This window comes from Paenibacillus ottowii (assembly GCF_006874425.1).
Classification (GTDB): Bacteria; Bacillota; Bacilli; order Paenibacillales; family Paenibacillaceae; genus Paenibacillus; species Paenibacillus ottowii.
On sequence record NZ_VIJZ01000002.1, the window covers coordinates 149,030 to 174,560 of the forward strand.

The following is a 25,531-nucleotide window of genomic DNA, read 5'->3' on the forward strand; positions in this document are numbered from 1 at the left end:
CAAAAAACTATCTGTTGAATTTTTTAATTAAAAACGGCTTTTACTTTTTCAATCATTTTATTCAAAATGTAAGTGAGCATATCAGAACTATAACCAAGTAAGAATACATATACATTCTCATTTGTGAGTGAAAAAGGTTCATTTTTATCTATAAATAAAACACTAATAAAAATAAATGGAATAATCATGGAAACTAAAAGTTTATTACCAACCTCATTAATCTCTTTTAATGAGGTCGTAACTAAAAATAGTAACGCTCCATATAAACTTATACCAACATATTTAAGGTATATTCTGGTCTCTTCAAAAAAATTATTTCCTGAATTCATTATAAAAATTATGGCATAAACCATTAGCAAAATTGAAAAAAGCATGTACAAGTTGTGTATCTTATTAGATATAAAAGAATTGGCTTTTATTCTAATTTCATCAATTTTTAAATTCAAGAGATACAACTTCACTTGTTCATCATCTTTGATCCTAAAGAGTTTTTTATATACCTTTCTTATATCTTTTAGAACCTTTAATTTCTTTGCTTCAGGATCAGACCTAAATGATTCTTCTAAAAGTATATTTAACTTCTCTTCAATAATTTTCTTTGTATATTCCAATTTATCACCCTGTATATGTATTTACTTATATTCCCTATTTAGATTATTGCAACATTAAACGAATTAGTCAACAAGAACTATTACTATTGAACCATTAGATTTTAAAAAAATTATCAACTATTCTCGATAAAGATAACTCCATCTCCTTTACCTTATTTAATTATCAGATAGCACAAAAAAGGCATCTTCTCTAGAAAGAGAAAATGCCTTTTTTGTGCACTACTTTATTTAACACTTATCGCCTCCCAATTAAGGGAAGGCGACTAGTCTCTGTTAATTTAGAAAAGCAAAACTCAAAATTTATCGTTATTAAAAATTATTTCAGTCCATTACAATATGTTACTAACCAACTACTTAAAAAGAATCAATATTAGCAAAACTAAAATTATCAACTTACACATTCCAAAAGTTGTTCTTACCATTTTTAAAATAAATTCTTCAGTAAATTTCATCATTGTCTGACCCCTTAACCAAGATCAGAGGCCTAGTCGCAATTCCAACTACAATATACCATAAATTTCAAAGAGAAGCTATACTCTGATGCACTTTTACCTGACTAAACGTAACTGTAACTGTTCTATATCCGACTTTAACACTTTATATGTATGGTTCATGCTGATCACCTCAGGAAGGTATTCGGTGAACGGTATGGTAATTCCTTTAATGAAGAAGGTCCCACCAATCATTAAGTTAGCGGGACCTTCTTACCTACTCCATTTAGAACTCATAGCTAACCAAGTAGCTTTTCCTTCAACTCAACACTTCTATTGCTCTCGGCAAGCTTTTCAAGCACTTCTCGAGCATCCCACTCGTGAATTGGGTGCACTCTAAGTTGATATTCTTTTATAAATTTTTCAAATACTTCATAACTCAACTCAAAATCATCAACTTTGAAATGTTCTTCAAAGTTCTTAGTGACTTTTTGAACATCAGGGTTACTTTGATCAGGATGCAAACGGATGTTAAATAACATACAAAGATTCGTGATAAAATGCTGATCTTCTCGACTAAGCTCTTTTTCAGCACACCACTTATCATATGGGGACAATTCATCTTCTGCTAAACGCAACAATACAGATTTCCATTCAAGCAAAACATTTATGCGTTTCTCAAGCTGGGTAATATTTGAGTTTTCCATGATGCACCTCTCACTTTCCAAGTCATTAAAGTATTACTTTGCTACCATAATAAATCAACCACTCAACAACCATCCCTACTCCTTCTGCAATTCCTTTACTAACGACTCCTCTCATTTCTTGAACGATAGCAGACCTTGCGCCTGCGGCTATTTCAGCAGTAGTCAATTCTACTGCTCCTAAGTAACTTTCAAGAACACCAAAAACCTTACTGTTATATTTAATAACAGCTGCCACTGTCTCTGTATCAAAGAATTTTTCCAGAGTCCATCTCGACACAGGGTTATCAATAACATATCTTAATGCTTTAATAGCAATTTCTACAGCCTTAACTTTTACACCTTGGGTACTAACTTCCCCATCAGGCTGTACAGTAGGAGCAGGCGGAGTTACAGTATTAGCATCTATCGTTGGTGCTGTTCCGTATGTAGCAGTTACTGAAGATGTTTCTGCAAACGCCGCAAAAGGAGTTATAACAGAGAATAATAAAGCAGTTGCCATTGAACTCAAGATAGTTTTTTTAGCTAATTTCCATTTCACTTATACATTCCTCCAATATTTTGTATTTACAACAAAATAATATATAAAAATGAATGTCGAAGTAAGAGGAAAACCGTAAATTTAAATAAACAGTAAGGAAGTCCCATTATGAATTCCTTTAAAATTCTAAATATTCAGCAATGACATAAATAAATTTCAAACTATTCTTCCTTCTTAGACATAGTCTTTCGAACTAGAACATGTAAAAATATTGTTGTTTATTGACAAAAATCCCCGCCAACCAATAAAGGTTATCGGGGATTTTACTACTTAACGATAAATTCAACCTTCGTCCCATTTTTATATTCATCCAATTTGTGACCTACCCACGATCCAGCTCCACGATTATCCTTTGGACTTATGTACTTAATGTCTGCACCTTCTCCACCTTCGGAGCACATCGCCATAGGCCATTCATCTCGATCTTTGCCCTTCTTGGTGGGTATACCCTTTAGGGACAACTCACGGTTATGGTCAGCTCCTTCGCGGTCTATGGTGCATACTGGTGACTTTCCGGCTGCTATAGCCTCTTTAATGTGCTGTGCTGTTTCGGGATAACGGTCTGACGGGAATTCTAGGCGCACGGCTTCTCCTGGCGCTGTTGTAGTGGCCACAGGAGCGACGGTCTGCACCGAAGGCTTTGTATCTCCCCATTCTGTGTGGGACAGTGTATTTATAAACCCACCTAATACTATTAACGCCCCAAGCAAGCAAATTGTAATACAGGTTTTACGCATAACGTCTCCCCCTTAAACGTAAAAACACCCCACCAGCTTAGCCAGTAGGGTATCACCGATGCTTTCGGATTGGAAACTTTCTGATTTTATAGTATCAATTCCTTAAAATTTCAAGTTGAGAATCAAGTTTTTGTGAACACTCATTTAACTGTGTAGTTAATTTATCATATAACGGACCTTCTAATGTTATATCATTATTTTTTAATAACAATATCTTACTATAAACTGACGAAAGCGTGTGTATGACTTCATCTTTTATCTCTTGTCCTATTAATGTAGAACATTTATTCCAATTTGAGTCACTTAAATATTTAATAAAATCTTTTTTTCCGAGATAGTAGTGATCTCTTGAGTTTTCTAAAAGCCTAAAGTTTTTGTCAACTTCAACTTTTATCAATCTTATTACGGCATAATTGCCAGACTGTCCTTTTAACCTGTCTAATTCAAAAGTTTTATGAACCTGATATGCGGCTACTATATAAGCGACCACTGCACCTATGAAACTTCCCACGATGCTCCCTATACCGCCAACAACCGCACCTATATAGTCCCCTCCCGATATCCTAATACTCCCAATTAAAAAAACACTCAATACGATTAGTGAACCTGTTGCTAATGAAATCAGCGATGTAATTATAAGAGCACGTAAGGAAACACTTAGATTTTTCTTCATAATTATCATTCCCCTACATTAATTCAAAAAGCCTTCGAATATCGTCATCATCACTATATTCTTGAATATCAGATAATCGAAGGCTAGAAGCGTTTCCCGCGTTATTCCCTATTGGAAAGTCATTATCTAATGCTTGGGTATTAGGCGACTGTATCAATTCAAATGTTACAACCAAATTGTCCTCTACGAGCGAATATGGAATTGTTGTTCCACAATTTTTACAAACGAAATTTGAATTCAAATTCAAATGTTCGTCTGGCCCTGCAACCCTATGGTTACAAATAGGACACACTAGAGTCACTCTCTTTTTCAATAAATTAAGGTCTGCATTGTACACGCTTTGTGAAAATAATTGTAATGAATGCCGAATATCAATCCCACAGTCAAGACTAAATTGAAGGGGATTTAAATGTTGAAGAGTGTTTTGCCTTCTAGTCCCTAGCCACCAATCGTAAAGTTGGATTGATTGATCAGGAAATTTCGCCCTCTTCAAATTTTCTAAACACGGAAAGAACATGCTCTTGTACCTCCTTTGGAGCACATTGAATTTCTAAAAACTGCAAAACAACTCTGTTGTCGTAGACTTCAAATCTAGTTTCAACTTTTTTCATTCCTCCTCCATCTTGTTCTCTTGATTCAACATTTTCCTCCGGATGCGAAGAAGTATCATCTTCATTAGAATCATGCAAGAACCAAGTAACCCAAAGTTTATTAAGTTTCATCAATTCATCTAATGTCTCTCTCGTGTCGAAATAGATATCAGCATATTCAATTCCATCCTCCGCAGAAAGAGCGACAACCTTTGCTCCCGACTGGTCGGAAAAATCAATTTTGTCTACTATCCCTAATTTATCTTTATCATAAGCTTTGTAATTGATTAAGTCACTTAAAATTAAGGATCTTTCAAATAAACGTGCTACCCGAATTGGTATATCGACAGGATATTTACTACTTTTTAACTCAACAGTAGAAGACAACTCTTTAATTGTATGTTCAATTACCGAAAGATTGTCTAAAACTTTTTTGGAATATGGCGCTTCTGCTTTATCCGTTAAAACTTTGAATATTCTGTATAGTGTGTTTTTCGTTTCAGACATATTAATATAAACGATTTTGAAAATATTTTTCAATAATTCCCAGTAATATTCAAAATCTTGTTTTGACTGAGCTTCATTAACTATGTAATTATTAGAATGCGGTCTTGTTTTTATCAGTAGGTATCTCTTTTGAGGAAAAATATCGATCCAATCATAATCCGTTATTATCTTAGTTGTAATCATCCCTTCACCGTCATCAACTTCGACCGATGCTTCCCTTATAAATGCCATAGATATCTTTTTGACTTGGTCATCTAATTGTTCTACGTTTAGATATACCATATCTCCAGCTTTCGAATCTACACTCATTAAGTCATTGAAGTTTTCAAAAGGTAACGATCTAGCAGCTAAGTTTGATTGAACCGATCGGTATGAACCCAACACGCTTAAACTTTCAACTGCGAAGTTACAAATGAAAATTTGTCTATTGCGCCCATAATTGATTTCTTCAACTACGAAATCTTTAAATGTATCTATAAATGTATTATCTTCCATCAATGCATTATTTAATCTTTCGTAAGCAGAGGGCTTTCCGCTATGTGTTTTTCCGTTCTTTTTGAGAAAATCTCTAATTCGATATTGGTATAAATAATCTGCCAATCCTTTTGGAATTTCCACGATAATCTGCTCCTTTAGGAAAATAGTTCCTTAATGATAGGAGTATTATATACTACTTAAGCCCTAAATGCATAGCAAAAGATCAGGACTAGTAGATTAGCACCCAACTAGAGTATGCTAGCAGGGTGCTTACTTCATTTTTTATTCTACTGCTACTCCCGTTACATTAGCCTGTGGTGCTGGAGAAGCATCTTGATGAGTTTCAGGTACCGCGCTTTCCACGGTATCTGCTCCAGTAGCTTGTGATAGGATTGCAGTAACTTGAGCAGCTAACGATGATACAGCTTCCTTAGCTGCGGCCTGTGCTGCCTCCTCGTTTGGCTGTACTTCAGGAGCAAGTACTGACTTCGTCTTAGCCTTGTACTCCAAATATGCCTTCTCAATCGCGGATTTTAGCTCTACTTGGGATACTACAATACCTTGACTGGAAAGTGTAAGTGAAGCATACTGCAAAGCCTCCTGAAGCTTACGTTCTCCTCCAGCTTCTTTAAATGCTGTTTGAGCAAGTGCAAATGCCTCCCCTGCTACTTTATGGATTACCTCACGTTGTGCTGCCGTTGTACGCGCTTCTAGCCACACGTTAACCTTAATCTTGAGTTTGTTCAGACCTCCTAAAACAAACGCTGTAAGCACACCTACGACTGCTGTTGCAATAGTACTTACATATGGCTGTACAGTTTCGATAATTGTTAACATGATTACTTTTCCCCTTTCGTTTTCAACGATGCGATTTTATTCTTTGAATCCCAAGACACTACCGCCCCATAAGCATCAGCAATTGGTTTGAGCTGTACATATGCTGTACCCTCTATAAGTTGGACAGTTTGCAGCTTGGACCCGTTTAAATAGGCTTCCTTGCGAACGTTGTCCCAACGATAAGATAGGCCCAAGGCATTTGCCAAAGACCGCAGCGGTACATAGGTTCTGGAGCCATACAGGAGTGCTTTCCCCGCTTCCTTGCCATTTGCAATAAAAGTACCAGATGTGAATGTTCCCGCCTTATCTGGTGAAACAGGAGGCTTGGTGAAGCGTGCTCGCAACTCGTCCACTGTGCCGTTATACTCATTTAAATCGACTGGCCCAGTAATACCGGATACCTTGCGTGTGCCGCTCGGCAGAGTCCCACCATACTGACCATCGGAGTATTGCCAAAATTCCCAACGTGACCAGCCAGACGCATCAGATGGGGCCTTTGTGGCATGGTACCGCGCAATCCATAGTGGATAACCAGATAGCCCGGAAAATTTGCCGATAAACGATGGGTACGTGTAAACAATTGGGCGTACTCCAGTAAGACGCTCCACTTCCTCCAGAAACGCCTTAGCGACCGCCGTAACAGTTGCTTTGCTTAAGTTGGACTTATTGGACTCATAGTCCATCACGGGCGGCAGGTTGAACGTGGACACGCCTCCTGCATCCTTTATTGCCTTTGCAAAGTTTGCCGCCTCTTGTCGGGCCAGATCCGGCGTGGTTGCCGAATCATCAACATAGTGATACGCCCCGATCATCAAGCCAGCGGCCTTCGCATCCTTCACAAATTTAAGAAACGTTTTGGAGCGGAACGACTTGCCCTGCGTTGCCTTGATAAATACAAAGCTGATTCCGTCTGCGGCAACCTTTTTAAAATTTATGTCGCCCTGGTGATGGGATACGTCGATCCCTTGCGCGTTACCTTTTTTCCTTGCTTGCATCTTCTCTATCCCCTTCCTGACTTCCGCTTTTACTTTTTAGAACCTCAACCGCTTGTCGGATCACTGGTGGTATTGGCGCTCCAAGCCTGCCGCCGTTCTCAAGAATCGAAAGCAGCTCATTTGCCATGTAAAAATAGGCGACTGCATCCCGGAAAAGATGCGAATCGCCTAAGACACCATCAATTAGATGGGATACTGCTACCATTGCAAAAATAAATACCTTTCGAGCGATACCAATAAGACCAATCTTGCTTTTTAAACCAGGTCCGGTACCCTTCTTACCTTCCGCGCCAGCGGCAAATAATCCGGTCACATAATCAATAATGACCAGAGCAAGTAACACCCCCAATACTCCCGACCACCCACCGTAAAAATACGTCACAGCACTGCTTCCTAAAGCAGTGCTGAACTTAAAAACCTCCCACTTATCCACCTTGCTTCCCCCATCTCTCCGTTCAGGAAACTTTTCCTGAGCTATCTATCATCGTCTGCTTTCTGTTTCTTTTCTTCTTGGGCCTGTATATCTGCTAATGCATTTCCTACTGCTATATCCAATCCCTCAAGTATTTCTTTACGTTTATGTGGTTGTGAAGCAATTACAGCAGAAATGACCTCAGTCAAATCCTCAACAGGTCTGGTTAGATCCAGTTGTATATCCAATGTAGATTTTATTTTTGCCATGGGTTTCGTCACCCCCTCAAGACGCAAAATAAGCCCCTGATTTATCAGAGGCTTTCATACTTGTATTGTATTTGTATTTGATTACTTATTTACTACGGATTAACCTTTTTCTTCATCTTTGTTGTGAAGGGATTATTTCATAAGTTGCAGTATCATTCTTACCTGAATAGATGAATGTTAAATATAACGGCTCTTTTAGATTAATCTTATCGTCAATCATAAAAGGAGCAATAACTTCCTTAGTGTATTTCGCTTGGCCCTCACCAGGAGAAAAAATCTTTGTGGATGGACTGTCTAATCTGGCTAATTTACCACCTACAGGCTGTAATGTGACATCTCCCTGTCTTAAGACAGCATGGAAATTCTGGTAAGCGTCTTCCCTATTCATACCTACATCAATAGAGAAGTACAAGAAATTTTCGTTTATGTTATCTCGTCTTACATCACTGACTGAAGGCATATCCATCTTTTGAGAGTCCTTATATGCTCTTCTTATGATTTGATATGTTGGTGTGTAGAAATATACTAATGGTGGATTTCCTTTCATTTCTAACAAATTGTTTTCATGAACCTTGATTATCCTGCTAGATTCCTCTTGAAACATATCACTACGATCACTCTTTAGCCCTTTATTTATTGCCGCTTGTATTTGATCATCTGTAAATTCGTAGTACCAATGATTATTAATTACAGGTACAGATGCTTCATCCAGTTCCTTGTTCTCCGATAGAAAAGATGAAACGCATACTACAATAAAAAGCCCAACAACAACCGTCAAAATAATCCATGCCTGTTTTATCTTTTTGTTCATGAATTACTTCGTGAGGGCAGCATTTACTTCGGCTAAGTCAGATTTGTATTTAGCTATATTGTTTTCTGCTGCCTTTATGCGTTCTTCAGTATCTTTTGTTTCGGAATCTAGCTTTTCCATCAGTTTTTCATTTCCTGAATATTCAGTCTTAAATTTACTATATTTTTCGAGAGATTTTAGCATGCTCTCTTTATCCTTTTCGCTATCAGTCACAAATTTTTCAAGCTCTGATTTTCTATCTTCTAACTTAGAAATAGGCCACCCTTGGTATTTATTCGAAACAGACTGAGCCATATTATCAGTTTGTTTTGAAGAAGAATTTTCCGACGATTCAATTTGAATTGTTTTACCATCCACTTTTAAACTCGCCCCTAAAGAGTCGGTGACAGCGCGAAGCGGAACATGTGCTTTTCCATCAACGACTATCGCGTTTTCAGACAGGGAATTACCATTAACCTTTACACTATACTCTCCTGCCACTGTCTGCCCAACCATAGATTTAATTTGATCCGCAAATGCGTTTCCAGTCGTAGCAAAAACCACACCGATCAACAGACCAATGAGCAAATATGACCATTTTTTCATCATTAGAACCTCCTATGTAGTATATATGTCCTAATATTACCATCCATAGAAGGTGCAGTAAACATTATGTTGTCAAGCTACTTGTACTTCCGCCAGCAGGTATATTGACTGTTGCAACCGTTCTACCACGACTGAACAGTTTTAGATTCCTGGAACTTGGATCAAATGTCGCATTAACAATTAATCCATTAAACAAATCGCCACGAATCTCGGCTATTTCATTACGGAAACTGCTGATTGTATCCTCAAGTCCTTCGATACTCCCCGGCTTAAGATCAAGACCACTCACGAATGCCTCAGAGAAATCTACAGGTCCTTTTAAGTACGTAGCATCGTCAACTGATCTTATGATAATAGGTCCCATGTTCCCCATATGAAATCCTTCTCTATCTCCGTAGACACTTCCTCTCGGCGAGCCATCATCCATAAACAATAAGCCGCCTCCATCATTATACTGACCTAATGAGACAGCTTCTCCGCCACGAGAATTATAAGCAGTAAGACCATTAGAATTTATTTCTATGCGCCTACCCTCTTTGGCTGTACGGAATAAGGCTCCTGTAATAATACCGCCTTCTATTTCATTACCGATCAGTTTACTACCGCGTATTGTACTTGCATTAACTGTACTAGCCCTAATATCTGAAGCATTCATTTCTGAGTTATCAATTTGGCCCGTAAGCTTGATTGACCTGGCAACAACATTCCCCTGCATATCTACTTTGAACGGTGCAATAGTATAGTCATCGTTTCCGGCACTAATTCCGTCAGTATTTATTTTGGTTACGTTATTACCACTACCAATAACTAAAGAAACGAAGCTACCAAGTTGCCCAATAATCTGTTCTGCCAATACTCCACGAGCAGTTATAGCAGCACGGATCGTTTTCCAACCATCTGTTGATATGCCTATCCCCTTTGAAGTCAGACGCACTTGTTCCAATGGATTTGTCTTTTCTTGAGCCAATATTCCGCCTTCTGGTGGGTAAATCAATTCCGTTTTACTGTTATTAATATCAATGACAGCTTGTTTGGCATAGGCTTCAAAAACTTCTGTTCGGATCTTTCCGTTACTAAACGAGTTGTTAACAATGTTCTTACTTCTCTCCAAGTCACTGATAATGTCCGCATAGTCTCGTAAATTGACATTGGATATCGTAGGTTCACTGTGTTTGTCGCGGCTATATGGATACTCTGTAAGCTCTGTGATTCGAGCTTTGAGTTTGTTCATATCCATAGCCGGGTCAATGCACATTACTGTGTCACCTAAATGTGGTTCTGGCTCTGTATTGTCAATTTTAAATAGGTCAGCCGTTGATACGGTAACTTCTAGTGTTACGTTCTCTTGCTCCCTGAGAGCCTTTCGAGTAACCTTAAGCAACTCCTCAGGTTCTTCAATATCCTGCTCTATGATTTCACCATCATAAAATGGTACGGAAGCACTGGCCCAATATTGAGCATAAGGAGAAATTAAGTAGTTAACTGCCAGCTTCCCGTTTACAATCGTTCCCGGCACACTGGAAAGCAAACTCCGCTCCTCGTCCGTCAGTTTAGATGCATCCATTCCAATAAAGGTGCGTCCATCCTTCATCTGCGAAAACATGCGGGTTACAAGGGATTCCCCTTTATCTTTGAAGGAGATAGAAACGATATTCTTTTTGAGTCTGTATTGTAGCCCATTATCAGCCCCGATCTTTTTTCTCAGATTGATTACAAAGTTATCCGGTTCGACTTCACATTCATACATTTGCACGATCTTATTGAGAGCTTCCAAACACGTCCCACGCCCGAAGTCCTTGACATCATGCAAATCGAATGTGTCGTGGATAACGAATTTGAATCTCCCGCCCGTAGCAGCTGTAATAAGATCCGTGAGTTGATTGAGATGAATTCCATATGCTTCTGCAATGTATGAAGCATATGGAAACTTGTAATCGTTAAGCTTGAACATGATGTGATTGCAATAGATATTTGCAGTCAGCTTTTTTCCCTCTCGTGATCGGCTACGAGACTGAATGACATAAAACTGGCCACGCTCATCCCGAACGTGGCCCTTGATTGCTATCTTTTCACGGTAATCCTCTGAGGTCATTGGAACCATGAAGGTTAATTCATAGTCACTGTTAATCCTGCGCCGCCGCTGAATGTCATAAGAGTCCACTAGCGTTCCAACACGCCGCATATTTTTATCAAACACTTGCATAGTTGGAGTAGGCATAGTCCACCTCTCTTAATATAAAAATTTATCTCGGTGTGTAATACGGAACAAAACTGTCCGTCCTGTTTCGGGGTCCGTCCAGGTCAGGTTGTTATTGCCGAGATTCAAGTCAAAGAAATCACCATTGTAAAGATGCGATACGTTCTGACCATTTCTCATAATTTTGAAATTTCCTGCATCTATAGTAATGACTTCGCCAGGACGGAAAACGTCCGTAAACTCAATATAATCAGTATGGAATCGACTGGCCTCGCCTGGATGCAATCGTCCTTCTCCAGACATAGGTACAGCCCCCATTAATATTTCTCGGACGTAATCAGCGTTCGACATTCGCCCATCACCGGACATAGGCGCTGCTTCTAAATCATAAGACCGGACAAAATCAGATTGCGCCCGGCCTTCGCCTGAAAGTTTCACACCTACGGTCATATCTAAATTAAAGTCCAATATATATTCTGTGACCGTTTCTGCGTCCATGACATTGAATGACATTAGGTTAAATGCATTGTCAGTTTCGCTCCCGCTCGTCTCTTTACGCCGGGAATACATTTGTCCCTGACCGGATAAATGGGCGGACAGGTCTATTACATTCCCATCTGCTGAGCTGCCCGAATTAAGAGCAAGGTTATTGAATCCTGTTGTGTTAAACATGACCTCCCTCCTAAATTACGTTCTTCTCTGCCCGATGCATGTAAGCCTCATTTGAGTGTTATATACGTTATGATCTACCGAGTCGCTTTGAAAAACTTTAAATGATATAACGTCTCCAGCTACTAGGTATTGTTGATCATCCAACGTCAAAAAGGTGACTAATCCAGTACCTAGCCCCACGCCTTGTCGGGATGTTAAATTTGCTCCATTCTTCTGTACTGTCAGGTCTGCGATTTTGGTATTAGGCAAGCTTTCTATCGTGACCAGTGAATTAATGTGGTACCACCCGCTTTTATTGATCACTACCGTGTTTCCATCACGCATAGAATAGCTGTCTTCCATTACGGTAGTAACTGGTACATCAGTAGGAGTGGAATTAGCTGGCAATGTATATCCCCCGCTTCGTAGGTACACAAAAGGCGTATTCCCAAAAATTTGACCTGATAATGGAGATTTTTCATCCGTTGCACCTTTTGGAACAGTTCCAGCCACGACGATGATAGAACCCAGCTGCGATTGTATACCTGTAACGTTCCCAGACCCTGTGCAATTTTCGATGTAGAACCACGAACGAGCATCAGCAGCTATACCAATATTGCGATTAGAAATTTTACAGTTTACGATCCGTGCATTAGCGTCATAACTACTAATACCATGCTGGCTTGTTGAAACCCCTTCAATAACCACGTTCTCAATCAAAGTACGATTACAATAGACCAGAGATATACCAACCTTTTCAGTCGTTGTGATTGTCAGGTTGTAAATCCCTGCACGGTTCGTAAAGTTGTCTAATGTAACAGATCTAACCTTGTATAAGCTGGTATCCTCTGTTTCACCCTTAAGTTCTAGTGTCTGGGCACGTAGTTTATGCTTAATCTCAACGTCTTCATCATACGTTCCTGGTAAGAGCACAATGGAAAATCGAGACAAGCTTATAGGCTTCATTACACTTACAGCTTTGGCGATGGTTTTAAATGCCTTAGCTTTAGTCAGACCATCATTTGAATCTGATCCGTTAACGGCATCCACGTAATACACATAAGCGTCTGTTAGTTCCATACCTCGCAATTTGTCGTCAAGATCTTCAATATTGTGCTGCGCCGCTCGAAGGTCGGAAGCAGTAAAATTACGTGCTACCACAGCACCTGATGCCCAAGCACGTGCTACGCCTTCGAAGCCCCTGACGCATCCTTTAAGCGTGTTATCCTCTATGTTTGTATATGTGATTGTCTCCGCTACATCCCCGTTGCCTATAACCGCTATACCTTCGCCTTGTAATAGTACAGCAGCATTCGTTACCTTGATTTCAGTTTGAGTCGAAGTAATAAGTTCTGACAACTCTGTACGCGGCGAATTCACCACCGGGGGATACATTTTTTCCATGTCTAGGACCTACCCTTCATCTATGCTTATCTGACCAGCCATAAAACGTAGCGTGTCATTTGTTTGTACCGTGCGCGGTGTTTTTACAGCTCCGTGATATATCAGATTCCCCCCCGTCGCTGCCGTTCGGATGCCAATATGTGTTACCAATCCCCACTCAGACGTTGCAATTGGAAAAGACACATCCTCTGTACTGGAAGCAACTGCCCTACGATCGGTAATAACTGGCGCACCAAAGGTCACAGCTCGCCGTACATAGCCGCTTCCGTTAACTTCCTGCCCTGTATCTGCATCCGTTGGATTGCTTGTGTATAAGGCGATATATACGGTCTGAGGGGCTGTAAAATTTATTCCCCTTAAGGTTGCATTAATACAGGCCGTTTTCCACCAATTACTTTTACTTAAAAGTATGTCCGCCAATGTAAAGACCCCCTACTCAATTAGATATTCATTTGCAATTCGAAAATTTCGTATGTCGTTTTCACCAATGTTGGTCAGAACGATAACAGGACTTGCTCGTTCGTCTCCAACTGACGTAACTGAAACGGTCTGCGGCGACTGTGTGATGGTCACCTCTTTAATGTTCTCCTCACTCTCGGGAAACGGATGTTCACCCATTTTGATTGGTATGGTTAATTCTCCATCCCAAAGTATTTTTTCGATATCCAATGTTCCGGCATAGCGCCCGATATATCGCCTTCCCGGTAAGTCTGAAAACGTGAATACAATATCCCCTTTTTTGGCATTAAAAAGAGCCGCCACTTGGGCGACTCTCCTATGGTAATCAAGGGTTATATCATCAGCCATTAGGACGCATTCAAGATTGATTGTTCGCGCTCCATAGGTACTGCCAAAATCCAGTTCTCCATCCCTCTCAGCTATCTCAAGGCTATGGTCCTTCGTCGGCGGTAACACAGGTATGTTGTGCTTTTTAAGCCCTAATCCAATGGATTTAAAGGACTTACCATCCACCGTAGCGTCTATCATTAAGACTTGCCTCCCCTCGTTTGCAACCTCCGTACAAAGTTGTCCCGTTCACTCCAGAACACCTTTGCTGCGGATTCGTCTTCAATATAAGTATCGCCTGATTTTATTACGAACTGGTTGCTGATTTGCTGCGGATTTGAACCGCCCGAAGCCATTGGCATAGAGAAGTCTTGCATGGAGAAATTAAGTTTCGGCATCTTAAAATTGATAATTTTCCACAAGTTACTCTGTTGTTGACCATTCAAATACATTTCCCCTTCTCGAGCAATGACGGGTACCTCTGCTCCCTTCTGGCCTTGAACGATCCCGCCAGAATGGAATTTTTGAAGTTTCCCTGTATCCTTCTTAATGCCATACTTATTCCGCAGAGCGGCATTTTCCTCGTGCAGCTTGGCCTTCTCAGCAGCGCCTGCCGAATACCATTTATCAATATTAGAATTGTATCTCGCCAAATCGCTGTCCTTTTCGGATATTGAGGAACCTGTATCAAAGGATGCAGACAATGAGGTAGCATTGATTTCAGCCATTTTAGCCTGATAATCAGCAATAAACTGGTCCAACTGACGCAAAATCTCCGAGTTCTTCTCGGTTTCTTTTGAGATTTGGGTATTTTTCAAATCTTCAGCTTTAGATTCAACTCCGTCTGAATACTCATCGTATTTCTCAGCAAGCTGATCATAATGCTGTTTGGCAGCTTCAATCTGGTCATTGTAGTCCTTTTCCCGTTCAGCCTTCTCGTCTTGGAGCTTCTTCTTCTGATCCTCCAGTCCACGCTTAGCAAGCGTCCGGTTATGTTCCCGCTGCATATCTTCGATATCTTTTTCAGTCTGTTTCCGTTCGGCAATACCTTCGGGACCGACAGCAGATTGTAGCAGGGCAAGGCGCGCTTGTTTCTCCGCCATTGCACGTTCATAATCCTCGTCTTCGTTAGCTGTTTGCATTTTGGCGAGCAAGTCATCTATGGCCTTAATTTTAGCGTCCTGAGCCTCGATAAAAGCATCCCGTTCCGCCTCAATGCGCTTTACTTCCTCATCCCGAGTCTTTTCAAGTACTTCCTTTTCCTTTTTGGCAGCTTCGGTAGCAGCCTTCTTCTGATCTTCCAAAAGTTGCTTCTTCAAATCATTGACCTGTACATCAATTTCCATCCGTTGTTCTGATCCTTCTTTATAAAGAGCCTGCATTTTTGTCCATAAATTGAGCTGATCGGAAACAGATACGGCTTCCATACTCTTTTGGTAATTGATTCGTTTTTGGAAGTCGGACAGAAATTCATCTTCCAGAGCTTTACGTTTCTCATAAATCTTCTGCTGCAACTCAAAACTTTGTTCGGCAGTACGATCCTTTGCCTTACTCATACGCATATAAGCATCATATTCCATTTTCAGAATAGAAATTTGGGTTTGCCCTGCCATTTCCATTTTGGAAGTTTCTTTATCAATCCACTTCTCACTGTTTTGATAGCGAAGCTCATTGTATTTGGCGGTTAAATCATAGATTTGTTTGGCAATCTCTCTACGGTTAGCAGGAAGCAGATAATTTTTACTTTGCTCCTTCTTGTAGAAATCCAGGCTGGTTTTAACCATCTCAATTTCCTGTTTATTAGCCTGCCGCATTCGCTCGGTTCTTCGCTCAAGATTCTCAACATCTTCCTGAAACCTGGAGTCATTTAGTTTCTGAACATCGCGGCTCCATTGCTTCATTGCATCCTTATCTTCGGTTAAATATTGCTTATGCCGCTGAGCCAATCGTTTGTATCCAGCTATTTGCTGGTCTACAGACCATTCATTTCGTTCAGCGATGTACTTAAAATTATCAAGTTCGTTATCATAACTATCTTTTCGTGCCGCAGATGCGTCCTTAGCTGCTTTTTCAGCTGCACGTTCCGTATCGCTCTTGCCTTTTTTGCCCCCGCTTCCCTTCGATTTTTTTGAACCAGAAGAACTCACACCAAATTTAGGATCATTATATAGCTTGGTTAAAGCATTAATCTGAGTGTCATACTGTTTCATATCTTTCTCGTATCCGCTATATATTTCGCCTATATCTTTTTTGCTTTGCTCCATGTTTTTCTTATCTTGGTTTAACTGGTTCTGAAAAGGAGCATTTAGGAAAGATTTCACTCCGGTCATATTGTTTAATTCTTTTTGTTTATTAAAAACTTCTAATGAACTTTGAGCCATAACTCCATTCAATCTAGCTTTTAACTCAGCAAGACTCTTAATCGCTCCAGCCTCTTTAATGTAAACTGCGATGCGATCATCAGACTCAAGTTTTGTACTTAAACTGGACGCTTTTTCAGACTTTAGATCATCTATAGCCTTTTGAATTTTAGCTTTACGAACAACTTCGAGTGCATTCTTTTCGAAAGCCCATCCCTCAGAGGTTTTGTAAATCTCTGAAGCTAATTGAGGGTATTTGAGGATTAATTCTGCCGCAGCTTCTGCGTTCATGGACTGTTTATTTGCAAGATCATCTAAAACAGTGTTCATCTCAGAGATAGCCTTGCCGTTACCCTGAATCTGTTCTCTTAAATCAGCAAGGGCTTCCTCTTGGGTTTTGGCACTTTCGGCTGCGGTACCTGCATTACCAGAAAATTGATCGAACCCATCAACAGCAATTTGGGTCAACTGCACTTGGGTTTCTGCTAAAGATTCAGAGAGCTTATGATTCTCAGTAATCAGGGCATGAACTGCTTCCTTAGCATCCTTGACTTGCTCCTCCTTTTTCATAGTCCCCATTCTTTTTTCTATTCGCTCATTTAACTCTGCTTCGGTTGCAGCTAGCTTCTCTTGAGCTTTGGCTAATTCTTCAGAATTAGCTTTCTGCTGTCTCATTATTTCAGACTGTTGATCAAGAAGAGTCAGTCTGCTTGCCTCTCTTTTCTTTTCAATCAGTTTATTTAGATTCTCGATTTCTTTTTTGACAGCAGAATCATCATAATTGTTTGCTGATAAACGCTTGGCCCCTTCTTCTCCGAGTGTGATTACTAAAGCTTTTGATACCTCATCTAACTGTTTCTTAATCTTTGTTTCTTTTTCTAATGATAAGTTTCCTACATTAAGGGACTGTTCTAACGACTTGTGAGCACTTACCAATTTAGGTAGTAAATCAATTTGTCTCTGATATTGACTCATCATTTGTTGTGATGCGCCAATTTCATCTTTTAAAGACTGAATTCTCTCCCTACTCGCCTTTTCAGACTTTCCGCTTTGGAAGGCGTACAATGCAATAGCTCCTGCTATTAAGGATATTCCCGCTGTAGCTGCTGCTGTGGTTACTGTGGCTGCTGCTTGAGCGACGGATAGGGAATTGGTTGCTACTGTAGCGCCTTCCGTAGCTAATGTTAACGCTCCCTGTGCTACCGTAGCTCCTTCAGTTGCAGCAGTTCTCGAAACAGTCGCAAGGGTCGACCCTTGCGCAGAAACAATATTGACTTGATTAGCAGTAGTATTTGCTGATACAGCGACTGTTTCCGCTGTTTTTGCCGCTGTTAACACTTTGACTGCTTCAATCACATTAAAGATCGGACCACTCAATGCCTTATATGCAAGAAGTAATCCACCAATAGCTGCTGTCCCTTCAAATACTCCTGCCGGAACTTTGGTAAGCCCAATTAAAAGCTGATCAATTACATCCAATACATCTTTAATCATGCGTCGAAGCCCGTCGTCTCCTGCATTGTTGAATATCTCTAACAAAGAGGCTTTGGTCTGAGCAGCTTTTCTCTGAATCGTATCCATTTGAACTTTTAGATATTCCATTGTAGAACCAGTAGATCCAATAGAAGCAGCTGTACCTAACAAAATGTCTCCAGCGTTCAGTGAAGCGGCTAGTTTTGCATATTGATAAACGCCACGCGATATATCAGCGTAGGATTTCGTAAGGTCATAATTTTTGTCGATTACTTTTGTCGATAACTCTAACAGGATGTCTTCTGCCCTTTTCCACTGCTCTGTACCATTTACAACTTCTTTTGTCTGAACTCCTAATCTCTCAATCTCTGCTACGGCTTTATCTGTACGAATTGTACCCAGGACTGTCTTCCACATGTTCCCCAAGTTTTCCCCGCTGAGAGCCGTGTTACGAACACCTGCTGAAATCAAGCCGTTCATAAAATCAAATGAAACGCCTGTTTCTGCCGCTATCTTACCTGTCCGTTCGAAGGCAGCTCCCAAGTCTCTCGCTGGTGCCATCGTGTCATGGGCAACCTTGGACCAGGAATCCAGCACGCGACCACCAAGCACCATGGCATCGTTGCTGTCTTTAATCTGCACGCCATATTGAGCAAATGTGGACTCCATTGATTTAGTCGCGCCTTCAAGAGAAACCAAATCGACAGTCGAAAGCATCGTAGACTTACGCACCATTTCCTGAACTACGCCTGCGTCCTTATACATCCGGCCCCAAAGACGTGCTGATTCGGTAACGTCCATAATTTCCGAACCAAGGTCATGCGCCGTTCGAATAAATTTGGTCGTCTGGTCATGAAGTTTTTCGGTGTTCATCACCATTTCTTTGGTGCCTTCGTTGTACTCCAAAAAATAGTGCTCATTGGTTTGGATATAACCCGCCATGTTGGACTCAATGCCAACTAATCCCTCTTTAAGTGCCTCCTGCGTTTTATGCATAGCTGCATATGCTGTATTAAATACAAGGGCATGGGTAGCCATATCACCTACTCGGCTAATCCAGTTAGGAGTTGTATTAAAAGTCTGCTTCATTTGCGCTTCAGTTTGGCTTAAAGAGCGCCGGATCTTCTGTTCTTCCTGAAGGACTTTCTCACGAACTTGTGCCTCTTTTTGCTCCCTGGCACGTAATGCATTCATCCAAAACTTTTCGTAATCTTGTGCGTTCTTACGTGCCTGCTGTGCTTCTTTCTCTGCCAGTTGAGATATCTTCATCCGTATGGACTGTTCTTCCATTAAGACACGTTCACGCGTCCTGTCGTCAGTCCCAGCCCCTGAGGCCTTTGCCGATCTCTGACCTGTCAATGAAGCTTTATTCTGCAAAGCCTCCATACGCTTCAGGTGTTCGCGTTCCTGTTGTTCTATTGCGTCTTCACGCTTTTTTACAATGGCCTGCTGTGCTCTAAGCTTCTCGTCGGTTATCTTATTGGCCTGCTCCAATTGATTCTTCCGAGCAGTATTTAATTCTGCTTGTGCAGTGCGTTGCTTAACAAGAGCTTCGGATTCAGCGAGGATCTTCTTCCGTCTGTCTTCTGCACTCAAAGCAAACTTATCCGCACTACTGGCTAAGGATTTAAAATTCTTCTCACTTAGCCCCAGTTCAGAATTTAAAACTTTAAAGGATTCAGCATTCGCCCTTGCTCCGTTGTCTATTACTTTGAAAGCAGGTAGTATCTTGGTGGTATCCAAGCTTATACGCGCACCTACTACATCTTTACTTAAATCCGCCACTTTGCTCACCTCTTCATAGGGTTCAGGAAACTTTTCCTGCCCTGAATACAGAAAAAGAGGCATCCTGCATGATTGCGGATGCCTCTTAATTTACTTGGCGAAGAAACCAAGATCAGATAATGTCTTAACCTTCTTCGGCTTTTTGTTTTCAACATTGCCACCGTGAAGAATGATTTCAAATTCCCGGTTTCTGTTCTTGGCCTTCATGAGCGCTCTAATTTTTGGAATAGTCATATTAGGCCATTCGGAATCTGATATTCCATTACTGATACACAAGGCCCAAAGTTCTAACCAGTCGGTTTCATGATCATTTTCAACTGAATCCATTTCGTCCGGTTCTTCCTCATCATTCTCTTCCTGGTCTGGAGGAAACGACTCAGAATAGAAATCGGTCTAATAGTTTGTCCAGTTCTTCAATACCGTCCTGGTCAATCTGTTCATACTCTTCTTCAGTTATTTCTTCAACCAGAACAAGGTTAAATACCTTTTTGTACGTATCCTCTACTTTAGGCCAGTCAACCGCTTCCCGGTCTTCGGTAGCCTCCCACTTTTTCCGGCCTATCGAAAAGGAAAACTTGTGTACTACACCATCCATCTCTTCACGAACCTGACGGATCAATGCAATTGTTCCAATCTTCACGTGCTTTTTGATGCCCTCTGCCAATCGAATTTCAGTTCCGATGTTAAGCGTTTTATCCAATTGTTTGTCTGTACTCATTAAATTTCCTCCTCAATGTATGTAGCCCCCTAGCGCTCTGGTAGGGGGTTGGGTTAGTGATTAATTAGATACCGAAAATGATTTCCACTGCATATCCGTTAGGGTTTTCCGGCGTGATATCCGGTTCCATAATCTCCAGCGCCAATGTGTTAGTGGTTGGCTTTTTGCGTTCTTGGGACACGTCCAAAGTTCCGCCCCCGAGGGCCTTCCAAATAGTGAGCTGGCAAGGGACTTCTTTACCGTTCCGATCATCGGTTAAGGAAAAACGGTGTACCAGCTTAAATGGTTTCGGACGGCGTTTACCGCTTAAACTACTTCTTGTAGCATTCTCTTTTGACCATTTGAACGTAACGGTTATTAACTTCCCTTCGTTTGCAACATCAGATGTAATTTTTCCATCAGATGTAATTACGTACTGTTCTGCTGTTGGAGTGGAAGCAACACGAGTCAGTTCAGTAAGTTCTCCTGTGTCAGTGTCTTTTAAGTAAACGCGGTCACTCTTATCAACAAAGGTTCCATTATACTTCGTCGGAGCCTTTAATTTATAGCCATCAGTAGCGGTCAAAAATCCTTGCTCTACCTCATCAAATTGAACTGTGCCTTTTTCTGATTCAGCCCCTTGAGACAACTCAGCCAAAATATCAGAGTAACGAGGAACTTCCATAGAGGCCTTATCCCCTAAATCCTTAGCAGTGTAGTGGAATGCATATCCACTATCGCCGCCCATTACTTTGTCCCAATCAAACTGCAATTGCAAAGTGACTTTAGTGATTTTATCATCAAGAAACTTAAGCCTTCCGCCTTCTTCATAAACCTGTGCTGACCCCACACCATCAAATACTAAAGGTTGCATAAAGTTTCATCCTCCTTATGTGAACATAAAAAACTGGTCAGATTATTTGACCAGTTCCCATAAACGCTTATCAATTTCTGCAATGCGACTGTACTCTTTGGTTAGCTTGTAACCCTGTTTTGGATTCCAGACCCCCATGATACCCAACCCTTTAGCAAGCGCGATTTTTTCAGCAATCAGCGTATCCCATTCGGTAGGTTCTGGTTTAGGAGGATTAGGTTGAGTCCAATTCAATTCGGTTTCATAAGTTGTACCAGCAAGAGTAACAACATTAAATTTGTACTTCTTGGTTGCATTTGCTTCACTAAACCATAGAGTTTCCTGATCATCCGGTTCAATTTTAACCCCATCTTTTTCAATACTGGATACGTTGGTTTTAGCCAAAGAAACTCGCTTTTGTGCTGAATCCAGCAGCTCATATTCAACGTGGTTAACACCATTGTGATCACCGGATCTCCCGGTTGCTTTCCATACAGCTGCTTCTGCCATTCTGCTCACCTCAATTCATTCTCAAGTAATCAACATCGAAAATTGCTTTGTACCCCTTGGCCCCTTGGATGCCAGTAGCAAAATCTGAGTCATAGGATAGCACACAAAGATAGGACATAACCCCCTGTGCAAACAACCTTTTTTCGTGCAAGGTTTTGAAAGCTCTTTCAAATAGAAGCTTTGCCTCATATGCTGTCTTACCATAAAAGTCGATACAGAACTTACCTTCGAACACCAGTGGATTAGTGGCATATCGTCCCGGCATGACATATTGGCAGATATGTGGAACTGTATCCTTAGAAACCGTTATCTCAGGCTCCATGCCTTTCGTAAATCGCTTTACGATATCAGCAGAGGGTGATGAAGGAGTAAGCTTCAGCATGCTCATGAGTTCCGAATCTGCTTTTAAAGCATTCTGAACAGCATCAATAAGTTGTAGGCTCACTCCTTTACCTCCTTGAAGTATCTGTGATAAGGAAATTCAGTGATCACTCGGCTGATACCGTCCAAAATCCGTTTTCGGTTGGACTGGATTGCAATACGTAAAAAGTAGGTTGGAGGTGTGGCCCTAAATGAAGGATCAATATCACCGCGCTCCGCAAGCTCCTCCAAATCTACTCCAGCATATCCCCCACCTGATTCCTTCATGGTACCGTCAATCGCTCGGTACTTTCCACGGGAACGACCTACAATAATACGATCACCTTTGGACCTCAGTCGGTTCCATGCTTCACTATTCATGTAGGTTATTAAACCGGGATTTTGGCTGCTGTCTGCCATCTTGGAGCCTTTACCGAATTGTTCAAGCCACGCCTGCCAGTAATCCGCTGTAATGTCGCCTGAAATCATTTGATTAGCAAGCACGAACATGTGCATCTCCAAATGGTCCCGAACTGCCGGATAGTACCGTATGCCGCTTTTGGCTGTCAGCATGACCAGTTTCGTTAGCCCGGTAATTTCAACAGCGAGCTTATTCTCCAGATCCTTTGCCGCTTTCGCTGAATCATACCCTGTAATCATCGGCGGTCCTCTGAAAGCTGAACATGCAGCAAGTTAGGATACTTGATCCTATCTACCACATCTACCTGGTATGTCTTCCCGCCCATTACAATCCGGTCAGGCGCGGATAGACTTGAGTCTTGAGGGTCTCTTACATCGACTGTCGTCTGTAACTGCAAGGTAAACACGGTACTCGGCAGCAAGCCCGGCTCCTGTTGTCGCAATTGTGCTGTGACATACAGTGCAGAACAAACAACATCAGCAGCGACCGACGTGAATTCCGCATCGCCCACCGGATTATCATTTGCATCGTAAGCTTGCTGGTATCTTTGCACCTCTACCACAGCGTTCGTTTTAACCAAAGAACAGTATTTGTCCTGATCTACCGTTTTCCTTAAGGTTAGGACGAGAAACCTGTCCTCTGCCTGTACCAAGGAACCACGATTAACGAGTGATTCAGATGAGAATACACCGTTATAGACGTATTCTTTGCCCATTACAGTCGTCGCTTTGGTTTCCCTTGATAGAATCACTACATCTTCGTTTCCGTCCACCACACACGGCGTATGGCGGTGTAAGAACTCATAGAACAACTTTCATCACCTACCTAAATGACCTATGTTCAAACTCAGACAGAAGATCGGCTATTTCTGGCGTGATCATACTGTTGCCGAAGTATTCAATGTTTAAGTCGAAGTCCTTCTTCGATTTCACGTTGGTGTTCGGGTTCCCAGCTAACTGCCCTATGATCAGTCCACATGCCACCTTGACCTTATCAGGTATAGTCTCCCAACCACTGGTATACGTCACTTCTAGCTCTGCATACGCTGAACCGAAAGAAGAATAACCGCACCAGACTGTACCAATATCCTTGTCTATATCAATTGTGCCGATATCAGCGATTGTTTCGAATCCTGGCGGACCAAAGAAATTACCCATCAATCCCTGCTTCAGCCTGCCCTTTACCTCCTTCACCTCTACAACCGGGTAATAAGACAAATGCCCTCGCTGCTGATCGGTAAGCGGTATACGCTCGGTATATGTTGTAACTCCGATCTCACGTTTGCACCGTCCATCAATTACGGCTGATGCTCTGAGAATAAGTGGAGTAGTTAATTTGATCCCTACCGGAACGAAGTCAGAATCCGTTAACTCAAGATACTGACTCATTCTACATAGCCAGCATCAGCAAGCTCGTCTGCCAGTTCATCCGGTAACTGTGCTTCGCCATCCACAAAGTTAACAACCCCATTTTTAAAATGAATCGTGTGAGCCCCCTTTCGCTGGCTTGGTGTACCACGAAGCGTAACTTTTCGGACCGCTGGAATTCTCGTAGCAAGAAAAGAACTACGTGCATCATTCAGCGCCGTTGTTTGAGCGTCGAACTGGCTCGGCTCTGCGCCTTCAGTGCTAACCAGTACCTCTGCCGCTGCAACAGTTGCCTTGAACACATCTACCGATTGTTGAGGGTATTGCCCTCCGCTCTCTCCAATCTCAGCTTGATCCAACAATGTAGTGCTTTCAGCAATTGCATCTTTCAGCTTATCTAGATTCGATTTTGCCAACTGAATCATCTCCTCTCAAAATGAAAAGAGACGGTCACATTAACCGTCCCCTGACTTTAAAATTTATTAGGATACCGCCGTGATCGTCGGACGCTCAATTGTGCCGTAAGCATGTGCGTAACTTGGACCTTTGGCTACTGGAGCGCCATATTTGATACCTACGTACTGTTCTTGGAGGTTCGACGTTGTACCCAATTGAAAGAGATAGATGCCCTTCTCACCAACATAGTGATACTCAATCATAGGCTCTGTGACGATGGCAATTCCGTAGTCAGTGTTTGTCGCCGTTTTTGCATTAACTGTTGAAGGAATAAACGGCTCTGGAATGATCGGCAGCAGACCTGCGGCCGTCATAATAGCCAACACTTCTAAGCCAGCCACCGTTGTTTTCTTGAGGTTGCTGATTTGCGTTTCATTGTTGGCAGCATTCCGTTCTTCTTCCTCCAGATAGTGATGTGCGATAGGGTGAATGTATATAGCCGTTGGCATAAGTTCGTACAGTTCACTCGCCACCATCGCAGCTACCTTGGCCCGAATAGCAGATACAATTGAAGCCGTTGCCCCAACTGTGAATGTGTTCGTAATCTGACTTGCAAGTCCTACATATTGTAAGGTTGTAGGTACAGCCAAACCAGTGTCATTACCTCTCCAAAGTGCTTTACCATGCGTAAGTCCAATGGCATTCAGCATGTCGTTCAGATCCTTGGCTTTCAATTCAGGAAAGTTGTTTTGTTGCTGACCCAGCGTTACATCATAATGTCCAAAGTTAACTTGGTTCGTAAGAGCTTTGATCTTCACACCATGAGGTGTACGTTGATTGCTGCTTGCTGTAGCGGAAGGGTTACGCGGATCAATGAACGCGCCGCCATTCACAGTATTCTGTTCATAATAAGTAGAAATATCACCTGTTGCTGGTACATAATTCAAGCGTCCATCCAAAATAGATGTTCGACGTAGTACATCCGTAATTTCCTTCTGAAAATCGTCTGTGATAATTGCCCCTGGCCCCTGAAACTGAGCTGCCGCAGCAACCGAAACAAATTGAGCTACTCCAACACGGTTATTCATGTA

At 41.5% G+C, this 25,531-nt stretch carries 28 protein-coding genes; all 28 read right to left on the reverse strand.

Features of this window, described 5'->3' with window-relative positions; genetic code table 11:
* Positions 1–23: 23 nt before the first annotated feature.
* On the reverse strand, positions 24–611 hold the full coding sequence (locus FKV70_RS04790; protein ID WP_142611955.1) for a transcriptional regulator: 588 nt from the start codon (positions 609–611) through the stop codon (positions 24–26).
* Between the two features lie 730 nt (positions 612–1,341).
* A complete protein-coding gene (locus FKV70_RS04795; protein ID WP_142611956.1) occupies positions 1,342–1,749 on the reverse strand; it encodes a hypothetical protein in 408 nt (135 codons plus the stop codon).
* A gap of 25 nt (positions 1,750–1,774) precedes the next feature.
* Positions 1,775–2,287: a hypothetical protein gene (locus FKV70_RS04800; protein WP_142611957.1), complete on the reverse strand. Its 513-nt coding sequence runs from the start codon at positions 2,285–2,287 to the stop codon at positions 1,775–1,777.
* Between the two features lie 266 nt (positions 2,288–2,553).
* Entirely contained in the window at positions 2,554–3,024 is a 471-nt protein-coding gene (locus tag FKV70_RS04805; protein WP_142611958.1) for a NucA/NucB deoxyribonuclease domain-containing protein, read from the reverse strand.
* 94 nt (positions 3,025–3,118) lie between these two features.
* On the reverse strand, positions 3,119–3,697 hold the full coding sequence (locus FKV70_RS04810) for a hypothetical protein (protein WP_142611959.1): 579 nt from the start codon (positions 3,695–3,697) through the stop codon (positions 3,119–3,121).
* Positions 3,698–4,167: 470 nt separating this feature from the next.
* Positions 4,168–5,412 (reverse strand): hypothetical protein, encoded by a 1,245-nt coding sequence (locus FKV70_RS04820; RefSeq protein ID WP_142611961.1) that lies wholly within the window; start codon positions 5,410–5,412, stop codon positions 4,168–4,170.
* Positions 5,413–5,553: 141 nt separating this feature from the next.
* The gene (locus FKV70_RS04825; protein ID WP_142611962.1) at positions 5,554–6,108 is read right to left on the reverse strand and encodes a phage holin, LLH family; all 555 of its coding nucleotides are present in this window, start codon (positions 6,106–6,108) and stop codon (positions 5,554–5,556) included.
* Between the two features lie 2 nt (positions 6,109–6,110).
* Positions 6,111–7,103: a GH25 family lysozyme gene (locus FKV70_RS04830; protein ID WP_142611963.1), complete on the reverse strand. Its 993-nt coding sequence runs from the start codon at positions 7,101–7,103 to the stop codon at positions 6,111–6,113.
* Positions 7,081–7,536, reverse strand: a complete 456-nt coding sequence (locus FKV70_RS04835) for a phage holin family protein (RefSeq protein ID WP_208738390.1) — start codon at positions 7,534–7,536, stop codon at positions 7,081–7,083. The genes FKV70_RS04830 and FKV70_RS04835 overlap by 23 nt, the downstream gene beginning before the upstream one ends.
* Positions 7,537–7,577: 41 nt before the next feature.
* Complete coding sequence (locus FKV70_RS04840; RefSeq protein ID WP_244310659.1) at positions 7,578–7,784, reverse strand: hypothetical protein; 207 nt, start codon at positions 7,782–7,784, stop codon at positions 7,578–7,580.
* A 112-nt stretch (positions 7,785–7,896) separates the two neighbouring features.
* A complete protein-coding gene (locus FKV70_RS04845; protein ID WP_142611964.1) occupies positions 7,897–8,595 on the reverse strand; it encodes a hypothetical protein in 699 nt (232 codons plus the stop codon).
* A 3-nt stretch (positions 8,596–8,598) separates the two neighbouring features.
* Positions 8,599–9,183 carry a 2,' 3'-cyclic nucleotide 2'-phosphodiesterase gene (locus tag FKV70_RS04850; protein WP_090738489.1) on the reverse strand — a complete coding sequence of 195 codons (585 nt, stop codon included), beginning with the start codon at positions 9,181–9,183 and terminating at the stop codon, positions 8,599–8,601.
* Between the two features lie 61 nt (positions 9,184–9,244).
* The gene (locus FKV70_RS04855) at positions 9,245–11,398 is read right to left on the reverse strand and encodes a phage tail protein (RefSeq protein WP_142611965.1); all 2,154 of its coding nucleotides are present in this window, start codon (positions 11,396–11,398) and stop codon (positions 9,245–9,247) included.
* Positions 11,399–11,410: 12 nt separating this feature from the next.
* Positions 11,411–12,049, reverse strand: coding sequence for a phage distal tail protein (locus tag FKV70_RS04860; protein ID WP_142611966.1), 639 nt, complete (start codon positions 12,047–12,049; stop codon positions 11,411–11,413).
* A 15-nt stretch (positions 12,050–12,064) separates the two neighbouring features.
* On the reverse strand, positions 12,065–13,432 hold the full coding sequence (locus FKV70_RS04865) for a right-handed parallel beta-helix repeat-containing protein (RefSeq protein WP_142611967.1): 1,368 nt from the start codon (positions 13,430–13,432) through the stop codon (positions 12,065–12,067).
* A 9-nt stretch (positions 13,433–13,441) separates the two neighbouring features.
* A complete protein-coding gene (locus tag FKV70_RS04870) occupies positions 13,442–13,852 on the reverse strand; it encodes a phage tail fiber protein (RefSeq protein ID WP_142611968.1) in 411 nt (136 codons plus the stop codon).
* A 12-nt stretch (positions 13,853–13,864) separates the two neighbouring features.
* The gene (locus FKV70_RS04875; protein ID WP_142611969.1) at positions 13,865–14,419 is read right to left on the reverse strand and encodes a phage tail domain-containing protein; all 555 of its coding nucleotides are present in this window, start codon (positions 14,417–14,419) and stop codon (positions 13,865–13,867) included.
* Positions 14,419–19,899 carry a phage tail tape measure protein gene (locus tag FKV70_RS04880; protein ID WP_142611970.1) on the reverse strand — a complete coding sequence of 1,827 codons (5,481 nt, stop codon included), beginning with the start codon at positions 19,897–19,899 and terminating at the stop codon, positions 14,419–14,421. Before FKV70_RS04880 ends, FKV70_RS04875 begins: the two co-directional genes overlap by 1 nt.
* A gap of 27 nt (positions 19,900–19,926) precedes the next feature.
* Positions 19,927–20,163, reverse strand: coding sequence for a hypothetical protein (locus FKV70_RS04885; protein WP_142611971.1), 237 nt, complete (start codon positions 20,161–20,163; stop codon positions 19,927–19,929).
* A 49-nt stretch (positions 20,164–20,212) separates the two neighbouring features.
* Entirely contained in the window at positions 20,213–20,554 is a 342-nt protein-coding gene (locus FKV70_RS04890; RefSeq protein ID WP_142611972.1) for a hypothetical protein, read from the reverse strand.
* A gap of 64 nt (positions 20,555–20,618) precedes the next feature.
* Positions 20,619–21,407 carry a hypothetical protein gene (locus tag FKV70_RS04895; RefSeq protein WP_142611973.1) on the reverse strand — a complete coding sequence of 263 codons (789 nt, stop codon included), beginning with the start codon at positions 21,405–21,407 and terminating at the stop codon, positions 20,619–20,621.
* A gap of 42 nt (positions 21,408–21,449) precedes the next feature.
* Positions 21,450–21,896 carry a hypothetical protein gene (locus tag FKV70_RS04900; RefSeq protein ID WP_142611974.1) on the reverse strand — a complete coding sequence of 149 codons (447 nt, stop codon included), beginning with the start codon at positions 21,894–21,896 and terminating at the stop codon, positions 21,450–21,452.
* Positions 21,897–21,906: 10 nt separating this feature from the next.
* Positions 21,907–22,341, reverse strand: coding sequence for a hypothetical protein (locus FKV70_RS04905; RefSeq protein WP_142611975.1), 435 nt, complete (start codon positions 22,339–22,341; stop codon positions 21,907–21,909).
* The gene (locus tag FKV70_RS04910; RefSeq protein WP_142611976.1) at positions 22,338–22,916 is read right to left on the reverse strand and encodes a hypothetical protein; all 579 of its coding nucleotides are present in this window, start codon (positions 22,914–22,916) and stop codon (positions 22,338–22,340) included. Before FKV70_RS04910 ends, FKV70_RS04905 begins: the two co-directional genes overlap by 4 nt.
* On the reverse strand, positions 22,913–23,488 hold the full coding sequence (locus FKV70_RS04915) for a hypothetical protein (RefSeq protein ID WP_142611977.1): 576 nt from the start codon (positions 23,486–23,488) through the stop codon (positions 22,913–22,915). Before FKV70_RS04915 ends, FKV70_RS04910 begins: the two co-directional genes overlap by 4 nt.
* Positions 23,489–23,498: 10 nt before the next feature.
* Positions 23,499–24,065: a hypothetical protein gene (locus FKV70_RS04920; protein WP_142611978.1), complete on the reverse strand. Its 567-nt coding sequence runs from the start codon at positions 24,063–24,065 to the stop codon at positions 23,499–23,501.
* A complete protein-coding gene (locus FKV70_RS04925) occupies positions 24,062–24,460 on the reverse strand; it encodes a hypothetical protein (RefSeq protein WP_142611979.1) in 399 nt (132 codons plus the stop codon). The genes FKV70_RS04920 and FKV70_RS04925 overlap by 4 nt, the downstream gene beginning before the upstream one ends.
* Before the next feature lie 66 nt (positions 24,461–24,526).
* Positions 24,527–25,528, reverse strand: coding sequence for a hypothetical protein (locus FKV70_RS04930; protein WP_142611980.1), 1,002 nt, complete (start codon positions 25,526–25,528; stop codon positions 24,527–24,529).
* Positions 25,529–25,531: the final 3 nt, after the last annotated feature.

What these genes read in the sequence shown, in the direction of transcription:
- FKV70_RS04795 (WP_142611956.1), bottom strand. Translation starts at nt 1,749, where the DNA reads ATGGAAAACTCAAATATTACCCAGCTTGAGAAACGCATAAATGTTTTG.
- FKV70_RS04805 (WP_142611958.1), bottom strand. Translation starts at nt 3,024, where the DNA reads ATGCGTAAAACCTGTATTACAATTTGCTTGCTTGGGGCGTTAATAGTA.
- FKV70_RS04810 (WP_142611959.1), bottom strand. Translation starts at nt 3,697, where the DNA reads ATGAAGAAAAATCTAAGTGTTTCCTTACGTGCTCTTATAATTACATCG.
- FKV70_RS04825 (WP_142611962.1), bottom strand. Translation starts at nt 6,108, where the DNA reads ATGTTAACAATTATCGAAACTGTACAGCCATATGTAAGTACTATTGCA.
- FKV70_RS04830 (WP_142611963.1), bottom strand. Translation starts at nt 7,103, where the DNA reads ATGCAAGCAAGGAAAAAAGGTAACGCGCAAGGGATCGACGTATCCCAT.
- FKV70_RS04840 (WP_244310659.1), bottom strand. Translation starts at nt 7,784, where the DNA reads ATGGCAAAAATAAAATCTACATTGGATATACAACTGGATCTAACCAGA.
- FKV70_RS04845 (WP_142611964.1), bottom strand. Translation starts at nt 8,595, where the DNA reads ATGAACAAAAAGATAAAACAGGCATGGATTATTTTGACGGTTGTTGTT.
- FKV70_RS04850 (WP_090738489.1), bottom strand. Translation starts at nt 9,183, where the DNA reads ATGATGAAAAAATGGTCATATTTGCTCATTGGTCTGTTGATCGGTGTG.
- FKV70_RS04855 (WP_142611965.1), bottom strand. Translation starts at nt 11,398, where the DNA reads ATGCCTACTCCAACTATGCAAGTGTTTGATAAAAATATGCGGCGTGTT.
- FKV70_RS04860 (WP_142611966.1), bottom strand. Translation starts at nt 12,049, where the DNA reads ATGTTTAACACAACAGGATTCAATAACCTTGCTCTTAATTCGGGCAGC.
- FKV70_RS04865 (WP_142611967.1), bottom strand. Translation starts at nt 13,432, where the DNA reads ATGGAAAAAATGTATCCCCCGGTGGTGAATTCGCCGCGTACAGAGTTG.
- FKV70_RS04875 (WP_142611969.1), bottom strand. Translation starts at nt 14,419, where the DNA reads ATGATAGACGCTACGGTGGATGGTAAGTCCTTTAAATCCATTGGATTA.
- FKV70_RS04880 (WP_142611970.1), bottom strand. Translation starts at nt 19,899, where the DNA reads ATGCCTCTTTTTCTGTATTCAGGGCAGGAAAAGTTTCCTGAACCCTAT.
- FKV70_RS04885 (WP_142611971.1), bottom strand. Translation starts at nt 20,163, where the DNA reads ATGGATTCAGTTGAAAATGATCATGAAACCGACTGGTTAGAACTTTGG.
- FKV70_RS04890 (WP_142611972.1), bottom strand. Translation starts at nt 20,554, where the DNA reads ATGAGTACAGACAAACAATTGGATAAAACGCTTAACATCGGAACTGAA.
- FKV70_RS04895 (WP_142611973.1), bottom strand. Translation starts at nt 21,407, where the DNA reads ATGCAACCTTTAGTATTTGATGGTGTGGGGTCAGCACAGGTTTATGAA.
- FKV70_RS04900 (WP_142611974.1), bottom strand. Translation starts at nt 21,896, where the DNA reads ATGGCAGAAGCAGCTGTATGGAAAGCAACCGGGAGATCCGGTGATCAC.
- FKV70_RS04910 (WP_142611976.1), bottom strand. Translation starts at nt 22,916, where the DNA reads ATGATTACAGGGTATGATTCAGCGAAAGCGGCAAAGGATCTGGAGAAT.
- FKV70_RS04920 (WP_142611978.1), bottom strand. Translation starts at nt 24,065, where the DNA reads ATGAGTCAGTATCTTGAGTTAACGGATTCTGACTTCGTTCCGGTAGGG.
- FKV70_RS04930 (WP_142611980.1), bottom strand. Translation starts at nt 25,528, where the DNA reads ATGAATAACCGTGTTGGAGTAGCTCAATTTGTTTCGGTTGCTGCGGCA.